The 16,834-nt window shown below is 61.4% G+C and carries 22 protein-coding genes; 9 read left to right on the top strand and 13 right to left on the bottom strand.

The features are described from left to right. Positions 1 to 120 precede the first annotated feature (120 nt). On the bottom strand, positions 121 to 519 hold the full coding sequence (locus AC0NIL_RS18375) for an NADH:ubiquinone oxidoreductase subunit NDUFA12 (protein WP_013531353.1): 399 nt from the start codon (positions 517 to 519) through the stop codon (positions 121 to 123). Between the two features lie 255 nt (positions 520 to 774). On the opposite strand from AC0NIL_RS18375, the gene panB reads away from it, so the two are divergent. Together panB and panC are read left to right on the top strand one after the other, a co-directional pair. After that, entirely contained in the window at positions 775 to 1,590 is an 816-nt protein-coding gene (gene panB / locus AC0NIL_RS18370) for a 3-methyl-2-oxobutanoate hydroxymethyltransferase (RefSeq protein WP_198327644.1), read from the top strand. Further along, positions 1,587 to 2,438 carry a pantoate--beta-alanine ligase gene (gene panC, locus AC0NIL_RS18365; RefSeq protein WP_013531351.1) on the top strand — a complete coding sequence of 284 codons (852 nt, stop codon included), beginning with the start codon at positions 1,587 to 1,589 and terminating at the stop codon, positions 2,436 to 2,438. The genes panB and panC overlap by 4 nt, the downstream gene beginning before the upstream one ends. A gap of 37 nt (positions 2,439 to 2,475) precedes the next feature. Here panC and AC0NIL_RS18360 read toward each other — a convergent pair whose 3' ends face one another. The 4 genes from AC0NIL_RS18360 to gatB all read right to left on the bottom strand — a co-directional run bounded on the left by AC0NIL_RS18360 (position 2,476) and on the right by gatB (position 5,778). Beyond that, positions 2,476 to 2,820, bottom strand: coding sequence for a VanZ family protein (locus tag AC0NIL_RS18360; RefSeq protein WP_063170249.1), 345 nt, complete (start codon positions 2,818 to 2,820; stop codon positions 2,476 to 2,478). A gap of 99 nt (positions 2,821 to 2,919) precedes the next feature. Continuing rightward, positions 2,920 to 3,618 carry an AIM24 family protein gene (locus AC0NIL_RS18355; protein ID WP_013531349.1) on the bottom strand — a complete coding sequence of 233 codons (699 nt, stop codon included), beginning with the start codon at positions 3,616 to 3,618 and terminating at the stop codon, positions 2,920 to 2,922. Between the two features lie 161 nt (positions 3,619 to 3,779). Beyond that, positions 3,780 to 4,274, bottom strand: coding sequence for a GNAT family N-acetyltransferase (locus AC0NIL_RS18350; RefSeq protein WP_063168096.1), 495 nt, complete (start codon positions 4,272 to 4,274; stop codon positions 3,780 to 3,782). A gap of 4 nt (positions 4,275 to 4,278) precedes the next feature. After that, positions 4,279 to 5,778, bottom strand: coding sequence for an Asp-tRNA(Asn)/Glu-tRNA(Gln) amidotransferase subunit GatB (gatB, locus tag AC0NIL_RS18345; protein WP_473573028.1), 1,500 nt, complete (start codon positions 5,776 to 5,778; stop codon positions 4,279 to 4,281). Between the two features lie 354 nt (positions 5,779 to 6,132). Between gatB and AC0NIL_RS18340 the strand changes: the two genes are divergently transcribed. Further along, on the top strand, positions 6,133 to 6,435 hold the full coding sequence (locus AC0NIL_RS18340; RefSeq protein WP_013531345.1) for a YjhX family toxin: 303 nt from the start codon (positions 6,133 to 6,135) through the stop codon (positions 6,433 to 6,435). A 47-nt stretch (positions 6,436 to 6,482) separates the two neighbouring features. Here the strand turns inward: AC0NIL_RS18340 and AC0NIL_RS18335 are convergent, their stop codons facing one another. After that, positions 6,483 to 6,914 (bottom strand): CBS domain-containing protein, encoded by a 432-nt coding sequence (locus AC0NIL_RS18335; protein ID WP_013531344.1) that lies wholly within the window; start codon positions 6,912 to 6,914, stop codon positions 6,483 to 6,485. Between the two features lie 87 nt (positions 6,915 to 7,001). Then, positions 7,002 to 7,760, bottom strand: coding sequence for a rhomboid family intramembrane serine protease (locus AC0NIL_RS18330; RefSeq protein ID WP_063172303.1), 759 nt, complete (start codon positions 7,758 to 7,760; stop codon positions 7,002 to 7,004). A 388-nt stretch (positions 7,761 to 8,148) separates the two neighbouring features. On the opposite strand from AC0NIL_RS18330, the gene AC0NIL_RS18325 reads away from it, so the two are divergent. The 3 genes from AC0NIL_RS18325 (at position 8,149) to AC0NIL_RS18315 (ending at position 10,432) form a co-directional block, all read left to right on the top strand. Then, positions 8,149 to 8,781, top strand: a complete 633-nt coding sequence (locus AC0NIL_RS18325) for a PAS domain-containing protein (RefSeq protein ID WP_024503876.1) — start codon at positions 8,149 to 8,151, stop codon at positions 8,779 to 8,781. Positions 8,782 to 8,964: 183 nt separating this feature from the next. Beyond that, entirely contained in the window at positions 8,965 to 9,582 is a 618-nt protein-coding gene (locus AC0NIL_RS18320; protein ID WP_013531341.1) for a PilZ domain-containing protein, read from the top strand. Positions 9,583 to 9,823: 241 nt separating this feature from the next. Further along, complete coding sequence (locus AC0NIL_RS18315) at positions 9,824 to 10,432, top strand: transglutaminase-like cysteine peptidase (RefSeq protein WP_063172304.1); 609 nt, start codon at positions 9,824 to 9,826, stop codon at positions 10,430 to 10,432. 188 nt (positions 10,433 to 10,620) lie between these two features. On the opposite strand, the gene AC0NIL_RS18310 is transcribed toward AC0NIL_RS18315, so the two are convergent. After that, positions 10,621 to 11,280 (bottom strand): DUF2726 domain-containing protein, encoded by a 660-nt coding sequence (locus tag AC0NIL_RS18310; protein ID WP_063172305.1) that lies wholly within the window; start codon positions 11,278 to 11,280, stop codon positions 10,621 to 10,623. A 172-nt stretch (positions 11,281 to 11,452) separates the two neighbouring features. Between AC0NIL_RS18310 and AC0NIL_RS18305 the strand changes: the two genes are divergently transcribed. Beyond that, entirely contained in the window at positions 11,453 to 12,001 is a 549-nt protein-coding gene (locus tag AC0NIL_RS18305) for an ankyrin repeat domain-containing protein (RefSeq protein WP_063173701.1), read from the top strand. Between the two features lie 48 nt (positions 12,002 to 12,049). Here AC0NIL_RS18305 and AC0NIL_RS18300 read toward each other — a convergent pair whose 3' ends face one another. Beyond that, positions 12,050 to 12,577 carry a gamma carbonic anhydrase family protein gene (locus tag AC0NIL_RS18300; protein WP_027160406.1) on the bottom strand — a complete coding sequence of 176 codons (528 nt, stop codon included), beginning with the start codon at positions 12,575 to 12,577 and terminating at the stop codon, positions 12,050 to 12,052. A 19-nt stretch (positions 12,578 to 12,596) separates the two neighbouring features. Then, positions 12,597 to 12,938, bottom strand: a complete 342-nt coding sequence (locus tag AC0NIL_RS18295) for a DUF6949 family protein (protein WP_063168099.1) — start codon at positions 12,936 to 12,938, stop codon at positions 12,597 to 12,599. 125 nt (positions 12,939 to 13,063) lie between these two features. Here AC0NIL_RS18295 and AC0NIL_RS18290 point away from each other — a divergent pair, with 125 nt between their 5' ends. Beyond that, complete coding sequence (locus tag AC0NIL_RS18290; RefSeq protein ID WP_024503873.1) at positions 13,064 to 13,789, top strand: hypothetical protein; 726 nt, start codon at positions 13,064 to 13,066, stop codon at positions 13,787 to 13,789. A 64-nt stretch (positions 13,790 to 13,853) separates the two neighbouring features. On the opposite strand, the gene AC0NIL_RS18285 is transcribed toward AC0NIL_RS18290, so the two are convergent. Both AC0NIL_RS18285 and cysE read right to left on the bottom strand, forming a co-directional pair. Beyond that, on the bottom strand, positions 13,854 to 14,057 hold the full coding sequence (locus AC0NIL_RS18285; protein ID WP_027160407.1) for a DUF3126 family protein: 204 nt from the start codon (positions 14,055 to 14,057) through the stop codon (positions 13,854 to 13,856). A 311-nt stretch (positions 14,058 to 14,368) separates the two neighbouring features. Continuing rightward, positions 14,369 to 15,217, bottom strand: coding sequence for a serine O-acetyltransferase (gene cysE, locus AC0NIL_RS18280; RefSeq protein WP_013531333.1), 849 nt, complete (start codon positions 15,215 to 15,217; stop codon positions 14,369 to 14,371). A gap of 147 nt (positions 15,218 to 15,364) precedes the next feature. Here cysE and AC0NIL_RS18275 point away from each other — a divergent pair, with 147 nt between their 5' ends. Next, positions 15,365 to 15,967, top strand: a complete 603-nt coding sequence (locus AC0NIL_RS18275; protein ID WP_224675320.1) for an HD domain-containing protein — start codon at positions 15,365 to 15,367, stop codon at positions 15,965 to 15,967. A gap of 85 nt (positions 15,968 to 16,052) precedes the next feature. On the opposite strand, the gene AC0NIL_RS18270 is transcribed toward AC0NIL_RS18275, so the two are convergent. Beyond that, entirely contained in the window at positions 16,053 to 16,820 is a 768-nt protein-coding gene (locus AC0NIL_RS18270) for an alpha/beta fold hydrolase (protein WP_224621591.1), read from the bottom strand. Positions 16,821 to 16,834: the final 14 nt, after the last annotated feature.

Raw genomic sequence — 16,834 nt, 5'->3', positions numbered from 1 at the left:
AAGATACCGGTGGTTCGCGCCCGGGTGATTCTGTCGATCGCCAAGGCTAGTCGCCGTTTTCTGATCAGCAAGCAGCTAAACACCAATTGTGGCGATAAAGGACCGGCTCGCACCCTGTCGCTACGACCCGGGTGTCCAGGCATCGTAGTCGCCGGTGACCTGCGGGCGATGCTGATTGGTGAGCACCGAGCCCTTCGGGCGATAGGCCGCCGGGCTGCCGGTCAGATTGGGCTGATGCGGCTTCTGCCAGTCGCGTGGCTTGTAGTCCTCGCTGGACGGCGCGACGTCGACACGGTGGTGCATCCAGCCGTGCCAGCCGGGCGGTATCGCCGAAGCTTCCGAATAATTGCGGTAGATGACCCAGCGGCGCGTGCGGCCTTCCGAATCGATGCCGCCTTCGTAGTAAAAATTGCCGGTCTCGTCCTGGCCGACCTTCTTGCCATACCGCCACGTGTGCAGGCGGGTTCCTATCGTCTGGCTGTTCCACCAGGTGAAAAACTGCGTAAGGAAAGTCTTCATTTCAAAACCCTCGCGCCGGCAGCGCCCGTTTCCTGCTTATGGCGTCAGGCCTTGCCGAAGGCAAGGGTTTTGCCACGGCGTGTGCGCAAATGGCTTTCCCGAAACCCGACACAAGCCTGTGATCCTGCCGGTGGCTGCATGCACGCTTGCCAAGCCTTTGCGGTGTTTCTAAAGCTCTGCGCGCCCATGCTTGTATCCAGCCCGGCTTGAGGCCAAAGGAGGTGACGATTGGCCACGGAATTGCCGACCACCGACATGCGCATCAGCGCCGAGGCGATTCGCCACCGCAAGGGCGGCACGCCGATCGTTTGCCTGACCGCCTATACCTATCCCATCGCCCGTCTGCTTGATCACCATGTCGATCTGCTTCTGGTCGGTGACAGTGTCGCCATGGTCCTCCATGGCCACAAGACGACACTGGGTGCCTCGCTGGAGATGATGATCGCGCATGGGCAAGCCGTGATGCGCGGCTCGGCCAGTGCCTGCGTCGTCATCGACCTGCCGGCTGGCAGCTATGAGGTCACGGCAGCACTTGCCGTCGCCTCGGCGCGGCGGGTCGTCGACGAAACCGGCTGCCAGGCGGTGAAGCTCGAAGGCGGCGTCGACATGGTTAGCCAGATCGCGGCCATCGTCGCCGCCGGCATTCCGGTCATGGGGCATATCGGCCTCCAGCCGCAATCGGTCGAGAAGGACGGCGGCTACAAGATCAAAGGCCGCACCGAGGGGGCTGTTGCGGCATTGCTTCGCGATGCGCTCGCCGTCGAGAACGCCGGGGCTTTCTCGGTGGTCATCGAAGGCACGGTCGAGAGGGTCGCCGCCGATATCAGCCGCCGCCTCGCCATTCCAACCATCGGCATCGGCGCCAGCGGCGACTGCGACGGCCAGATCCTGGTCATCGACGACATGGTCGGGCTGACCGTCGATCGCGTGCCGAAATTCGTCAAGGAATACGCCGACCTGCGCAGCGCGATCTCGCATGCCGCAAAGAGCTATGCAGCAGAAGTGCGAAACCGGACCTTCCCGGGCCCCGGCCATGTCTTTTCGGCGACAAACAGCAGGGATGACGCATGAGCCAACCCGTCGTCGTCGACAGCGTTGCCGCACTTCGCACGCAAATCCATGACTGGCGCCGTGACGGCCTTCGTGTCGCCATGGTGCCGACCATGGGCGCTTTGCACGACGGGCACATCTCGCTGGTCAGGATCGCGCTCGAAAAAGCCGAGCGCTGCGTCGTGTCGATCTTCGTCAACCCGACACAGTTCGCGCCGAGCGAAGACCTCGACAAGTACCCGCGCCAACTCGCCCGCGATCTCGACCGGCTCGGCGCGGCAAAGGCCGACCTTGCTTTCACACCGACGGTTGGCGAGATGTATCCCGCCGGCTTCGCCACGAAAATCTCGGTCGGCGGCCCCTCCGCCGGGCTCGAATCGGACTTTCGGCCGACCTTTTTCGACGGCGTCGCCACCGTGGTGGCAAAGCTCCTCCTGCAGGCAACGCCCGACTTTGCGGTCTTCGGCGAGAAGGACTACCAGCAGCTTTGCGTGGTGAGACAGCTCTGCGGCGATCTCGACCTGCCCGTCGAGATCGTCGGCGCCCCGACGATACGCGACGCGCATGGTCTCGCCATGTCGTCACGCAACGCCTATCTCGATGAGGCCGAACTGAAGGTCGCCCGCCAACTCAACGTGATATTGCGCAAAACGGCAGTGGCTCTGGCGGGCGGCGCCGACCAGAGCGACGCAACCGAAGAGGCCAGCCGCGCCCTCATCGCCGTCGGCTTCCAGAAGGTCGACTATGTCGAGGCACGCGAAAGCCTGACGCTTGCGCCATGGCGTCGAAACCGCGAAGGGCGTCTTCTCGCAGCAGCATGGCTCGGCAAGACCAGGCTAATCGACAATGTGGGGGTTCCCGCTGCCTAGCGAAGGCTCGATCCTCCGCGGCGGATTGCTGCCGCGCCTAGCTCTCGCTCTTTTGCCGGCCGGCCCTGACGATCAGGTGTCCCGCGACGATCCCAACCACCCCGGCAAAGGCTTTCACCAATGCATCGATGAGGCGTGCATGGCGACCGGGATCAATGAGCTGAAGCAGTTCCAGCATGCCGGCGATCACAGCCACGAAAATCACCACTTGATACAGTCGGTTGGGGAAGCCGACCGCCAGGGCGAAGCCCAGCAGGACATAAGCCAAGGCACGCTCGACATTTGCTTCAGCGAGGTGCGGCCGCATCTGGATCGGCGACAAGGTCGCGAAAATGATGATGGCGAGCAGCGCCAGCGCCGCAGTGCGGAACAATTTGGTCATGGCCCTTGCATATCCGTGGTGAGCCGGCACGGCAAACGCCGCGATGACGCATGGCCGGATCGTGGCCGCCATTGCTGCCCGCCAGTGGCCTTCGCCGAACTATTCCTCGGTCGGCATATGCAGATACATCGACTGGATGCCGACACGGCCCGGTCCGGTGAATCGGTTCACGATGAAATTCATGTTGGCGCCAAAGAAGCCGCTCGACAGGCGATCGATCTTGGTCTCCATCCTGACCGAGGCATCCTTGAACAGCCAGCCGCCCGGTTCGATGTCGATGGTTTCGCCGGCGGCGAGCGTCTTTTCGAAGACGTTGCCATAGCCGTGCAGCCAGACGATGCCATCGCCGGAATCACCGCGAAAGCGGTCGATGAAAAAGCCGCTCTGGCCGAACAGCATCGTCGCCAGGCCGCGCACCCGTTCGAAGGTGTAGTCGACATTGCCGGTGGCGGCGCGAAACTGGTGCTCGCGCACCTGGATCTCTTCGCCGTGCCTGAGATGGATCGGCACGATGTGGCCCGGCCCATCGCGGCTGAAGGCAATGATGCCCGCCCCCGACGCCTCGGTGACGAAGATCTGGATGCCGGCCATCATGCGCTTCAGGGCGCCCTTCAGCGATTTCAGGCCGATGGTGATGGTGGAATTCTTCCACAAAAGGATGTGGTGCTCGAAATAGACCGGCATGCGCGTGACATCGACCGAAAGCACCGGCACCAGCTCGCCCGCTATATGATAGGTGACGCTGCCAAAGGTCTCGTCCGACACCTGTGTCGGCATCAGTTCCGGCAAGCTTGGCATGACGATTCCCCAAGCTGCCTCGCATGCCACCGGTCAAACACCGATCATGGCTGGGGTCAGCGGCCACAGCTTTGCGCTCGATATTTGCGCCGTCAAATGAAAGCCGTGCGCTCGAGGGTCCACTCGCAACAACGTGATGCAATCGCGCGATCATCGAGCGCTCAGGCGGTCAGCATCCGCTCAAGAATCAACGCAGCAATACCGGACTGCGCCGGCCCATAATTGTCGGCCCGGCCAATCTCGGCAAAGCCGTTGGCCAGATAGAAGGCGACCGCACGCCTGTTCTGCTCCACGACCTCGATGCGTAGAGAGCGGGCTTCCGGAAAATTCTCGATCACCTCATCGAGCAACATCCCGCCGATACCCCGGCCTTGCAGGTCGGGTGCGACATGGAGCTGTTGCAGGTCGACCACGGTGCCGCCTTCGACGCTTTCGGCATAGGCGACGCCGCCGATGCGCTTGCCGTCGTCGGCGACCAGGAATTCGGCATTCGGCCGCTCAAGGCTAGCTCTCAATTTCGCCGGCGAACACCAATCCTCGATGACCCGGTCGATCCGATCAGGGCCATAGACCGCGTCATAGGTCGTGTGCCAGGTTTCGACCAGCAGCGCCCGGATGGCCGTCAGATCACGTTCACCTGCGGTGCGGACAAACACCGCGCTACTCGATGCCCAGCTTGGTCTTGACGAGGTCGTTGACCGCTTGTGGATTGGCCTTGCCGCCGGTCACCTTCATCACCTGGCCAACGAACCAACCGGCCATGCTCGGCTTGGCGCGCGCCTGTTCGACCTTGTCGGGGTTGGCTGCGATCACCTCGTCTACGGCCTTCTCGATGGCGCCGGTGTCGGTGACCTGCTTCATGCCACGGCTCTCGACCAGCTGGCGCGGATCGCCGCCCTCATTCCAGACGATCTCGAACAGGTCCTTGGCGATCTTGCCGGAAATGGTGCCGTCCTTGATCAGATCGATGACCGCGCCAAGCTGCTCGGGGGAAACCGGAGCGTTTTCAATGTCTTTTCCGGCCTTGTTCAATTGCCCGAGCAGATCGTTGATGACCCAGTTGGCGGCTAGCTTGCCGTCGCGGCCGGCGGCCACCTTCTCGAAATAGTCGGCGATCGGCTTTTCCGAAACCAGGATCGAGGCGTCATAGGCCGACAGGCCGAGCGACGCGATCAGCCGCGCCTTCTTGTCGTCTGGCAGTTCCGGCAATTCCTTGGCCAGCGCATCGACATAGGCCTGGTCGAATTCCAGCGGCAAGAGGTCCGGATCGGGGAAGTAGCGGTAATCATGCGCCTCTTCCTTGGAGCGCATCGAACGCGTCTCGCCCTTGACGGCGTCGAACAGCCGCGTCTCCTGGTCGATCTTGCCGCCATCCTCGAGAATGGCGATCTGCCGGCGCGCCTCGAAGTCGATGGCCTGGCCGATGAAGCGGATCGAGTTGACGTTCTTGATCTCGCAGCGCGTGCCGAACTCGCCGCCCGGCTTGCGCACCGAAACGTTGACGTCGGCGCGCATCGAACCTTCGTCCATGTTGCCGTCGCAGGTGCCGAGATAGCGCACGATGGTGCGCAGCTTGGTGACATAAGCCTTGGCTTCGTCGGCCGAGCGCATGTCGGGCTTGGAGACGATCTCCATCAGCGCCACGCCGGAGCGGTTGAGGTCGACATAGGACATGGTCACATGCTGGTCGTGCATCGACTTGCCGGCATCCTGCTCCAGATGCAGCCGCTCGATGCCGACCTCGATGTCCTCGAATTCGCCCTGACGATCGGGGCCAACGGAAACGATCACCGTGCCCTCGCCGACGATCGGCTGCTTGAACTGCGAGATCTGGTAGCCCTGCGGCAGGTCTGGATAGAAGTAGTTCTTCCGATCGAAGACCGACTTGTGGTTGATCTGCGCTTTCAGCCCAAGGCCGGTGCGGATCGCCTGCTTGACGCATTCCTCGTTGATGACCGGCAGCATGCCGGGCATCGCCGCATCGACCAGGCTGACATTGGCGTTGGGCGCCGCGCCGAAAGCGGTCGAGGCGCCGGAAAACAGCTTTGCTTCCGATGTAATCTGGGCATGGACCTCGAGGCCGATGATGATCTCCCAGTCGCCGGTGGCACCGGAAACAAGGCGCTTGGCGTCGGGCGTGCGGGTGTCGATGAGGGACATGGTGGCCTGCGTATTGGAACTGCGGATAATGCGTTTCGCACACTTTGGTGTGCAACTTCGCTAGTGCAAACCGCCAAAAGAGACAAGCGCCCAAAAAACACAAGCGCAAAGCCGCGGACTGGCCTTTTCAGCCGCGTTCGCCTATAGGAGGTCCATTCCAATGGAGAGTGGATGTCCACTTACGCTCTGTCCCGGTAAGGCCCTGACCTCCTGGCGAGGCAGGGCAGAAAACCTGAAACCCCGTGCCGCGAAGCTTCGCGGCGGCGGCATTTTTTGTTTTCCCGGAAAACTCTCACATGGATATTTCGCGCAGCGCATGACCCCGAAAATCGGTATCGATTTTCGGAAAGGATCATGCGCCAAATCATAAGTGCCACAGCGTCCTTTGCGCGTCCAAGAGGACGCGCGGCGCTGTGGAAACAGCGCATCCTGCACCTGCTCGCGCAGGGCGGACGCATTGAAATCGAAAAGAACGAGAAGAAACGGATCGCCTCCGTCAAATGCCTGACCCGCGACGGCTGGCATTATCCGGGCGTCGATCTCGAGCTGTTTCGAAAACTGAAGCGGAAGAAGGCTGTTTCTTCGTCTGACGGTGGACCCTACCGCATCACCCGGCGCGGGCTCGCACTCGTCCGCTCCGAACTCGACAACAGGTAACCACGGCTCCGCCGGTCGGTTCTCCGGCCGGCGGTTCGCCTCACCGCTCAGGCGGTGGCGATGTAGGCTCTGATCTCGTCGGCCTCGCGCTCGACATCCTCGATGCGGCGCTTGACCACGTCGCCAATGGACACGATGCCATCGAGCATGCCGTCCTTTTCCACCGGCAGATGGCGGAAGCGGCCTCGGGTCATGATCTCCATCACCTCGTTGACGGTGTGGTTTTCGTTGCAGATCTTCACTTTCGGCGTCATCGCCGAACGCACGGGGATATCGAGCGCGGCTCCACCTTCGCGGGCGACAACCCGGACGATGTCGCGCTCTGACAGGATGCCGACGATCTTGCGATCGCCATTGGTGATGACCAGCGCCCCGATCTTGTGCTCTGCCAGGATACGGATGGCTTCGCTAAGCTTTTCGTTCGGCCCGAGCGTCAACACGTCATGGCCTTTTCTCTCGAGAATTGCCTTAACCGTCATGGCGTCCTCCTCTGCTTTGCCTGCCGGTTCCTGCCCTGACCGGCCTTCACGTAAGAGTGAACATCGTGCGCCGTGATCGGTTGCATTTCAAGTGTGGTGGTCGGCCGTCTCCCATTCGGGCGCCTGCCATCGCCTGTCGAACCAGCGCAGGCCGAGGAAGCCGGCGACAAAGCCGCCAATATGGGCCTCCCAGGCGATCTGGCCGTCTACCCCCGGGGCAAAACCGAGCAGGCCGGTGGCGAGATTGATGACCATCCACATGGCAAGGAAAATCACGACACCGCGTAAGCGCAACACGAATGCGATCGGCAGCACCGGGCCGGCGAAGGCGGCTTTGCCGGCCGAACGATCGGTGCGGAAGCCAAAACGCGCCGCAGCCCCCATCATGCCTGATATCGCACCGGAAGCCCCGACCAGCGGCGCCTCACCGTAAGGATGCAGTGCCCAGAAAAGCGCGACCGAAGCCAGCCCGGTTGCGGCAAAGAACAGCGCGAACCACAGCGTTCCCAGACGGTTTGCCAATGGTGAACCAAACGCGGCGAGCCACACCATGTTGATGGCGATATGGGCAAAGCCGCCATGCATGAACGCGTAGGTGAAGGGCCGCGAAAACAGGAACCAGTCGAAGCCGTATTGCCCGGTGTAGAGAACGGGGATGAAGGCCCCGTCATACAGCAATGTCATCTGCTGGGATTCGCTCAACACATATTGCTGCAACAGATAGACGACGACGCAGATGCCGATCACCGCCAGCACGACGGGCGGCAGGTTGAACACCGGCTCGCGCCGCGGCTCGGGCGCGCCCTCGAGCGGGTCGGCTTCCGAGGGAATTGCCGGTTCACTCATTTGAAATTGCACTCCCTGCGGGATTCCAGGTTCGAGCATCTAGATTAACGCGGACCGAACAGCAAACCGCGAATCATCTGGCGCGAATCAAAAAAGAAGCCGTTCAAGGTTTCCCTTGAACGGCCGGTCGAGCCCCCTGCTCCCCTAAAACTCTGACTGAAGTGCTGCCGATCGTCGCGAAACGACCGCTTCTGGAGTGGTTTTTGTGTGCCACGGGGCTGGCTCAGACGCAACGTAAACCACTTGTTAACCTTAACGACCCCGACCCGTGAACAAGTGTTAACGACGCTGGCACGCTTCCTGCTCCGCAACGCATGTAGGTCCTCGGAGGGCGCCCTTCTGTTCACCGATGGGACATCAGACGACAGATTGCGCGGAGCAGCATAGCATGAACCAGAATGGATCGATCACGCTGTTCCAATATTGGAACCGCCTGCGTGATGGACGCCCCGCCCCGAAACGTTCGGAGGTCGAACCGGCCGACATCAAGTCGCTGCTGGCCGACACCTTTATCCTGGAACGTGACACGCGCGGACAGGCCGTATTCCGGCTGGCCGGCACAAGGCTTTGCGCCTGCTACGGCCGCGAGCTCAAGGGGTTTTCCTTTCCATCGCTGTGGCGCGAGAAGGACCAGCGGCTCGTCTCGCGCCTGATCCATGGCGTGTTCGAGCAGAAATCGGTCGTGCTCATCAGCTATGAGGGCTTCAGCCGCAACGGGCGCTCCAATAAGTTCGAACTGCTTGCCCTGCCGCTGGACGGCGGCGTCGAAAATCCGCGCTGCCTGGGCGTCATCAGCGCCGTGGAGAAACCCTTCTGGCTGGGTGCCGATCCGATCACCGATGCGTTGATCGATTCAATCCGCGTCATAGATCCGGAGAAGGAGCTTCTGAACAATCGCCCGGCGATCGATGTTCCCTCGCTTGTTCCCGATGAACTTGGGGCACCCGAGACGATCTCGGCGCTCGGCCGGGTGCGTCGCATCCGTCATCTCGTCGTCTTCGATGGCGGGCGCGAGGAATAGTCCGCTGTTTTTTGAGACCTGATGCACGTCGCCCAAAACTGCGCGGCGGTTTTGGCACCACGGCCTGCAAAAAGGAAAACGCTGGAGCGCCCGCTTTTCCCCTTTGTTAACCCGCTTTGTTGTACTTCTGTGATGAAGTTCCTCGCATCGGCGCGCGGGATGCCAAACGGGGTGTAGGCAGTCATGAGGTCAGCGGCGGTCGACTATGCGCCGTCCCAAGCTGAAAGGCGAAACTTTCAGCGCGTCCGGGTTAAAATTTACGGACGCTTCATGCTGGAAGACCGCACCGAACATCCCTGCCAGGTCGTCGACATGTCACCGGGCAATGTTGCGTTTCGCACCGACCGCATCGGCATGCCCGGCGAAAAAATCATCGCCTACATCGATCATATCGGCCGCATCGAAGGCGTCGTCACACGCACCCTGCAGGACGGTTTCGCGATGACCGTCATTGCATCGGATCGCAAGAAGGACAAGCTGGCCGCGCAATTGACCTGGCTGGCCAACAAGCATGAACTCGACCTGCCGGAAGATCGCCGCCACGAGCGCGTCGCACCGCGCAATCCGACAAGCGTGCTGCAGCTCACCGACGGCCGCCAGTACCAGTGCCGCATCATCGACCTTTCGCTCTCCGGCGCCGCTGTCGAAATCGACGTCAAACCGGCGATCGGCATCCAGGTCATGCTTGGCACCATGCGCGGGCAGGTCGTGCGTCATTTCGAGGATGGCGTCGCCATCGAATTCGCTGTGATCCAGCGTCCCGAAACGCTTGATTCCGAATTCAACACGCCACGCGCCTGAGCAGGCCCGACAGCAACATTCCAGGAACCGGCCCTTGCGGCCGGTTTTTTGTTTCTGGGAGCTTGTTTCTGGGAGCGCTCCGCGCCCGAGGTGGGAGCCTTCAGATCCAAACGAATTAATACTCAAATGATTCAAATTTTACGTTTATTCTATTGGAGTTTTACTCAATATCTACTTCGCGCTTTTGCGTCAAATAAATCCACACGTGGCAATGTCTCCTTCGAACGGGGAGACTACAACAATGAAGAAAACGAGGGGCAAGCTGTTGCTGGCGGCAATGGCGATGCAGCTTTCCGCTTGGGGATCAGCATATGCCGCGGGACCGGCCTATATGCACACCGGTGGACGCACCACCCAGCCTGTTGGTCACTATGAGTTCTGCCAGCGCATTCCCGGCGAATGCAGCGAACGGACCCCCAGGGGTGCGCCGGTCGAACTGACCCGCAAGCTGTGGGCGACGATCGTCAACATCAACAATTCGGTCAACACCCGCATCAAGCCGCGCACCGACATGGAAAACTACGGTGTCGAGGAATATTGGGCCTATCCGGCCAATGGCTATGGCGATTGCGAGGATTACGCGCTGGAAAAGCGCCGCGAGTTGATGGATGCGGGCGTCCCCGCCGGCAATCTGCTGATGACGGTGGCGCGCCAGCCGAATGGCGACGGCCACGCGGTGCTGACCGTGCGCACCAGCCTCGGAGAATTCATCCTCGACAATCTTGAGACCAAGGTCCTGTCCTGGACGGACACCGACTACACCTATCTCAAGCGCCAGTCGGACCAGAATTCCGGCGTTTGGGTGACGATCAATGACGGCCGCTCCGACGCGGTCGCCAGCGTCCGCTAAAACAGAGCTCAAGCGCGCCGCGTGAATGCGAGGCGCTTCAGGAGAAACCCGGTCGAGTCCCCACCCTCCCCGTCCCCAACGACCGGGTGAAAGGAGCCGGCCCCGTCCCCGGGCCGGCTCCGCCATTTCTGGCTATGGCCGTTCGAAAACCAATCAGGTTCCGAGAAATCTGCGTTGCAAAAGGTCAGCTATTGCGGTGCGGTGGGCTTGTCCACCAGCCTCTCAACCAGTCGCCTGAGTTCCGAAGGTGTCGTGTGACCGCCGACGATCTCATGGTAACTGATGCCAGCACGTCGCAGCGCTTCCTTTTTGACCGCATCACGTGCTGCTGCTGTGCCTTGGTGATGCGCATGGCCTTGGTATTCGAGCGCATGTCGAGGCAGACAAGTCTCGTCCACAAGAAGAAGGTCCACTCGTTTCGAGTTGATGCAGCTGTAGGCGTCAGCGTTCGCGCTGCGCAAAATTTCGCCCAGTGACACTTGGGCCATCACCTGCCATCCCGGATTGCAGCTGATCACCATGCGATCAAGTTCCTTGAAGACGCGCACTTCACTCCTGTTGAGGAGCGGTTGAATAGTGAAGCTCGCACCCATGACGATCCGCAACTGGTCAGCAGGATCAATCGGTTTCGGTGGCGCGGAAACAGGCTTCGGGGCAACCCATAGGCCGCTAAGAATGTCGCCCCCTCTGCGCTCTCTCGCCCAGCGCCTGCTATTGCTCTCCCTCCATGCCTGCCTCCGTTTCCTCGATAGGAGACGTTCCAAGGCCATACCAATGAAGACGCCAGCTAACAGAATGCAAATTAGCGAAAGAATTTGCTGCGTTTGCTCACTGAGCTGGAATGGCATGCCGGAAAGCTACCTCCGCGATGCAGATTATTATTCAGCGATGACTTATATCAGCAATCCGTGAAATGTTATGCGCATCGTCGACCTACTGGACGCATCGGACGACCGCCTTTCCACGCGCAGGGGATCGGGGCAATATAGGCCGTTGGTTTTCGCCTTCTGGAACACGGCGATGTTGGAAATCCCGGAAGATCGATGCGAGCGTCATCGCCTCTTCAAGGCGATCGACGATGCCTTCAAGGCCGGCGACTTCGACGGCCTCGGTCTAGCCTTGGGCGGCTCTTCGCGCTGGTTCGACGAGCGCATGCCGTTTGAGTTCGGCCTTGGGCATCCGCTGGAATATGCGATCTATTGGAGTCCCGTCGGCTTCATCTCGACCTTGCTGGATGCGGGCTCGGATCCGAATTATCAGGATCATGGCGGGTTTCCGTCCATCATTGCGGCGCTGTCCACCGATCGCGCCAATAGGCTGGACATCGTGCGGGTGCTGATCGAAGCTGGCGCCGACCCCAACATGCGGGGCGTCAACGACTGGACTCCGCTGCACTATTCGGTGGCCATCCGCAGTGTCGATGCGATCCGTCTGCTTTTGGCGGCGGGCGCCGACCCGGCGCTCGAAACCCGCATCGATGACTACAGGACCGCGATCGAGGAAGCCGAGATTGCCGGCTTTGAAGGCGGTGCTTCCTTGCTGCGCGATGCGATGGCTGGGCGCAACTGACGAACAGTGAGTTGAGGCGCTAAGAAACCAGCAAATGCCAGGCTAGCCTCAAACCTTCTTCAACCCCGCCTTGAAGCGCTTGCCGTTGGCGACATAATGCGCCGCCGAGCCGCGCAACCTTGCCACGGCCGCGTCGTCCAGCACCCTGATCGCCTTGGCGGGCGAGCCGACGATCAGCGAATTGTCCGGGAATTCCTTGCCCTCGGTAACCAGCGCACCGGCGCCGACCAGGCAATTCCTGCCGATTTTCGCGCCGTTCAGCACGATGGCGCCCATGCCGATCAGGCTGTTGTCGCCGATCGTGCAGCCATGCAGCAAGGCGCGGTGGCCGATCGTGCAGCCTTCGCCGATCGTCAGCGGGAAACCGGGATCGGTGTGCATGACCGTATGTTCCTGCACGTTGGTGTCGGCACCGATGACGATGGGCTCATTGTCGCCGCGGATGACGGCGCCGAACCAGAAGCCGGCATTGCGTCCGACCCTGACGTCGCCGATCAGCGTCGCATCGGGCGCGATCCAGTTCGAGTCCGCATCGGCGAAGCTGGGCTCTGTTCCATCGATCGCATAAAGCGGCATTTCTGGTCTCCGAATCGTCTCAAGCTGGCAGCTCGGACCCTAGGAGACGGACCGACCATGAGGCAATGGCAAGCACGACGACGCCCAGCGCCAAGGTCCACGCAATTGCCGTGCAGCCGCAGGACATCAGCGCCAACGTTGAAATGCGGCGCTGACGCCGGGCATCGATGGCGTCGTTGACCAGCATGAACGGTCCCGCACAGGCCGTGGCGAGCAGCGAGCGCAAGACATGTGACGGCGACACATAGGGTTCGGTGAAGGCGACCTTGCGGCCCGACACCAGTTCCATGGCCGATCCGGCCAGCCCGCAGGCCGTCAACCCGACGGCAAAAGCAAAGAGTGTGAGTTCCAGCGGTCCCATCTTAACTTTCCATTTACCATGAAATTGCACAGTCGTTCCATGCAGGCTGCAAGAGCCATGCCGTGCGATGTGTGCCGCCCGGGGACACTGGAGGCGGACGGGCGGCCCGAGATCCGAGGACTGAGATGAAGCAGGCAGCGCTCGCCAACGAACTCACCGTGGTCGATTCCACGCTGATGAAGCGGGTGCTCTACGGGTTCGCGGCGCTCGCCCTGTTGTCGGTGGCGATCAGCCTTGCCGGCAAATGGTTCGGCCATTCGATCGCCATGGCCGGATACACCGACGACGCAACGGCCCACCAGGTGGTGATCGGCAACAATGTCATCACGGTCCCGGCCAATGCCATCCGTTTCGCCCAGGCCCGGCGCGACGGCATCGCCTCGCGGCTCGACCTCTATCTGCGCTATCCCCAGATGGACGGCTACAGCGAGGCCGCGCGAGATGATTTCAACCATACGGGGACAGCCAAAAGCATCGTCTTCCTGTCCTTCGAACAGCAGATGATGTCGCGTGACATGAGCGGCCGCTTCGCGCCGATCTACAGCGCGCTGATCACCCGACCCGGCACTGCCGGGCCTGGCGGCACGATGATTTATGGTTTCAACGAGAAATCAGGCTATCTGAACGAGGTGCTGGTTGTCGGCAATCGCCCCGGCAAGGAGCCGTTCGTGGCCCGTTGCCTGAGCGGGCCGAGTGCCGACCAATCGCTGGCGCCTTGCGAGCGCGACATCCAGGTCGGCGACGAACTCAGCCTCACCTATCGCTTCCCAAGGGAGTTTCTGGGCGATTGGCAGGCGCTCGATGCGGCAATCGCCACTGAAGCCGGGCGCGTTCTGAAGGCGGGACGTTAAGAACGCTTCAAGGGAACCCGGCTGGCCGGCTCCATGAAGCCGGCCGACCGCAAGATTTTCTGGCTCAGGCCAGATCGATGTCGAGAATCGCCATCGAAAAATTGTAGTCGCCGTCGTCCTCGTCCTTGAAGACGATGCCGAGGAATTCGTCGCCGACATAGACCTCGGCCGAATCGTCCTTGCGCGGCCGCGCCTTGACCTCGAGCCTGGGGTTTTGGAAGACGCGCTTGAAATAGGCGTCCAGCTTTCTGATTTCGTCCGGCTTCAACAGTCTTCTCCGATCATCGGGCTTGCTCGTTCGAACGCGCTTCTGGCACGTCGACAATGGCGATGTAAAGGCAAGCGGCCTGATTAAGGTCTGTTGATATTCACGTGAGGCCGGCCTGCAAATGGCGGTTTCCTGCGCTTCCCCGTTCTACCGCGTCGCGGTAGAACTGTGCTCACGTACCCAAACGTACGCTCCGCTCCGGTTCTCGGAACCCACCATTTTCGGCTCGGCCTGACCTGAATCTCAAAAGACCTTGGGCGAGAACAATCGCCCATGTCTGCCCACGGCCTCAGGCAGCGGACATATGACGATCAGATGTCGAAACTGACGACCTGATCCATCGTCTGCGACGGCAAAAGCTGGTCCATCTGGCGCGACGGCTGATCGCAGCCGGTCTCGCCGACGACGCGGGCCGGCACGCCGGCAACCGTCTTGTTGTGCGGCACAGGCGACAGCACCACCGAGCCGGCCGCTATCTTCGAGCAATGGCCGATTTCGATGTTGCCGAGTATCTTGGCGCCGGCGCCGATCAGCACGCCGTAGCGGATCTTGGGGTGGCGGTCGCCGCCGGCCTTGCCGGTGCCGCCCAGCGTCACGCCATGCAGGATCGACACGTCATCCTCGATGACCGCCGTCTCGCCGACCACGAGGCCGGTTGCGTGGTCGATGAAGATGCCCTTGCCAATGCGGGCGGCCGGGTTGATGTCGGTCTGGAAGACCGAGGACGAGCGGCTCTGCAGATAGAGCGCGAAATCCTTGCGCCCCTGGTTCCACAGCCAATGCGCCAGCCGATGGGTCTGGATGGCGTGAAACCCCTTGAAATAGAGCACCGGCATGATGAAGCGGTCGCAAGCCGGATCGCGATCGTAATAGGCCTGGATGTCGACACGCACCGTCGTCGGCCACTCCTTGTCGTCGGCCAGCATGGACTTGAAGGTCTGGCGGATGAGATCGGAGCCGATGTCCTGGTGCGCCAGCCGCTCGGCCAGCCGATGAATGACTGCTTCTTCCAGGCTGTCCTGGTTGAGGATGGTCGAATAGAGGAATGCAGCGAGCAGCGGGTCGCGGTTGACAGCCTCCATGGCCTCGTCGCGGATCGAACGCCAGATCGGATCGACCGGCTTCAATGCGCTGTGTCGGGAAATGCTGATGCTGTTCATCGCCGTCTCGTCCTGCGTCCTGCCTGGCTTGCCTGTTGTGCTTGCCTGCTGCCCGGCCGCACATATAAGCCAGATCATAGCACGATTGAACTCAATTTTCCTTAGTGCTTTGTCAAATGGATTTGGTTCGCGGGAATTCAAGCAGCCATGGAAAACGAACCCTTGATCGACGACGCGCTGAAAAGCGAGCTCTCAGCACTCTACCGGGCACAGGGCCGCCACTACCACAACCTTGCCCATATCGAGGCGATGCTGGCGCTGGCTGGCGACTATCGAAGGTTGCTGGCCGATCCCGAGGCGATCGAAGCGGCGATCTGGTTCCACGATGCCGTCTATGACAGCAAGGCCAAGGACAATGAGGCGCAAAGTGCCGCCCTTGCCGAAAAAAAGCTGGCGGGCCGCGCAGATCCTTCACGTATCAACCGCATCTCGGCAATGATCGTCGCCACCGCCACGCACCAGGTCCCGCCGTTCGACGACGCGACGGCCACACGGGACGCAAGTCTTTTCCTGGATATGGACCTGTCGATCCTGGGTGCCGCACCGGACGCCTTCGACGCCTATGAGCGCGCCGTGCGGCGCGAGTACCACTGGGTGGAGGAGCCGATGTGGCGAGCCGGACGCAGTGCGGTCTTGAAGAGTTTCCTCGCCCGCCCGCATATCTTCCACACGCAAGAGTTTCGCCAGCGCTTCGAACCGCAGGCCCGGGAAAACATCGCGCGATCGCTGGCGGCCCTTGCAAACGGCTAAGGACAATCAGGATAGGCGCCTATCACGATGCCAAGCAGCCTCGTCCCCGACTACGGCACTGCTTCTCGCTGCCCTGGCCCTCCGCTCAGAGCGGATTTTCGGCATAGAACTCCAGCACGCGCTGCTTGAAGGTCTTGTCCCCGACGGCCAGCATATGGTCCCGGCCCTCGATATGAAAAGCGCTGGCGTTCGGCATCAACGCTGCAAGCTCATCGGGCGAGCCGCCTATGTCGTCGGTCGTTCCGACGGCGACCAGCGTCGGCTGGGCGATGCGGGCAACATCCTGCTCGCTCAGCAATTCGCGCGATTTGGCGATGCAAGCCGCCAAGGCACGGCGATCGCTGCGGGTCTGGTCGGCGAAGGCGCGAAACGACCGGCCGCGCGGATGGCTGGTCGCGGCCGGATCTTCGGCAAGCAGCGCGTCGGCAATCGGATCCCAATCGCCGACACCGTCGATCATGCCGATGCCGAGGCCGCCGAAGACCAGCGTCGCCACCTTGTCCGGATCGGACAGCGCCATGAACGCCGCGATGCGCGCGCCCATCGAATAACCCATGACGTGGGCGCGCTCGATGCCGAGATGGTCGAGCAAGGCAGTGGCATCGGAGGCCATCTTGACCGGCGTATAGTCCGCCTCATCATAGCTCTTGGACGACGCGCCGTGGCCGCGATTGTCAAAGGCGATGGCGCGGTAACCGGCATCGTTCAGCGTCTTGAACCAGCCGGGCGACACCCAGTTGACATAGTGGCTCGAAGCGAAGCCGTGGATCATCAGCACCGGATCGCCCTCGCCCGATTCCGGCTGGCGCTCCAGGAAAGCAAGATCGAAGCCGTCATGGGTGAAAAACTGCATCAGCGACCCCGCTT

Source organism: Mesorhizobium sp. WSM1343, from assembly GCF_055901535.1.
The sequence above is the reverse complement of the archived record's forward strand: the minus strand, read 5'-3'. Positions and strand labels throughout refer to the sequence as shown.

Coding starts and splice junctions, on each gene's coding strand:
- AC0NIL_RS18375 (WP_013531353.1), bottom strand. CDS start 519: ATGAAGACTTTCCTTACGCAGTTTTTCACCTGGTGGAACAGCCAGACG.
- panB (WP_198327644.1), top strand. CDS start 775: ATGCGCATCAGCGCCGAGGCGATTCGCCACCGCAAGGGCGGCACGCCG.
- panC (WP_013531351.1), top strand. CDS start 1,587: ATGAGCCAACCCGTCGTCGTCGACAGCGTTGCCGCACTTCGCACGCAA.
- AC0NIL_RS18360 (WP_063170249.1), bottom strand. CDS start 2,820: ATGACCAAATTGTTCCGCACTGCGGCGCTGGCGCTGCTCGCCATCATC.
- AC0NIL_RS18355 (WP_013531349.1), bottom strand. CDS start 3,618: ATGCCAAGCTTGCCGGAACTGATGCCGACACAGGTGTCGGACGAGACC.
- gatB (WP_473573028.1), bottom strand. CDS start 5,778: ATGTCCCTCATCGACACCCGCACGCCCGACGCCAAGCGCCTTGTTTCC.
- AC0NIL_RS18340 (WP_013531345.1), top strand. CDS start 6,133: ATGCGCCAAATCATAAGTGCCACAGCGTCCTTTGCGCGTCCAAGAGGA.
- AC0NIL_RS18335 (WP_013531344.1), bottom strand. CDS start 6,914: ATGACGGTTAAGGCAATTCTCGAGAGAAAAGGCCATGACGTGTTGACG.
- AC0NIL_RS18330 (WP_063172303.1), bottom strand. CDS start 7,760: ATGAGTGAACCGGCAATTCCCTCGGAAGCCGACCCGCTCGAGGGCGCG.
- AC0NIL_RS18325 (WP_024503876.1), top strand. CDS start 8,149: ATGAACCAGAATGGATCGATCACGCTGTTCCAATATTGGAACCGCCTG.
- AC0NIL_RS18320 (WP_013531341.1), top strand. CDS start 8,965: ATGAGGTCAGCGGCGGTCGACTATGCGCCGTCCCAAGCTGAAAGGCGA.
- AC0NIL_RS18315 (WP_063172304.1), top strand. CDS start 9,824: ATGAAGAAAACGAGGGGCAAGCTGTTGCTGGCGGCAATGGCGATGCAG.
- AC0NIL_RS18310 (WP_063172305.1), bottom strand. CDS start 11,280: ATGCCATTCCAGCTCAGTGAGCAAACGCAGCAAATTCTTTCGCTAATT.
- AC0NIL_RS18305 (WP_063173701.1), top strand. CDS start 11,453: ATGTTGGAAATCCCGGAAGATCGATGCGAGCGTCATCGCCTCTTCAAG.
- AC0NIL_RS18300 (WP_027160406.1), bottom strand. CDS start 12,577: ATGCCGCTTTATGCGATCGATGGAACAGAGCCCAGCTTCGCCGATGCG.
- AC0NIL_RS18295 (WP_063168099.1), bottom strand. CDS start 12,938: ATGGGACCGCTGGAACTCACACTCTTTGCTTTTGCCGTCGGGTTGACG.
- AC0NIL_RS18290 (WP_024503873.1), top strand. CDS start 13,064: ATGAAGCAGGCAGCGCTCGCCAACGAACTCACCGTGGTCGATTCCACG.
- cysE (WP_013531333.1), bottom strand. CDS start 15,217: ATGAACAGCATCAGCATTTCCCGACACAGCGCATTGAAGCCGGTCGAT.
- AC0NIL_RS18275 (WP_224675320.1), top strand. CDS start 15,365: ATGGAAAACGAACCCTTGATCGACGACGCGCTGAAAAGCGAGCTCTCA.
- AC0NIL_RS18270 (WP_224621591.1), bottom strand. CDS start 16,820: ATGCAGTTTTTCACCCATGACGGCTTCGATCTTGCTTTCCTGGAGCGC.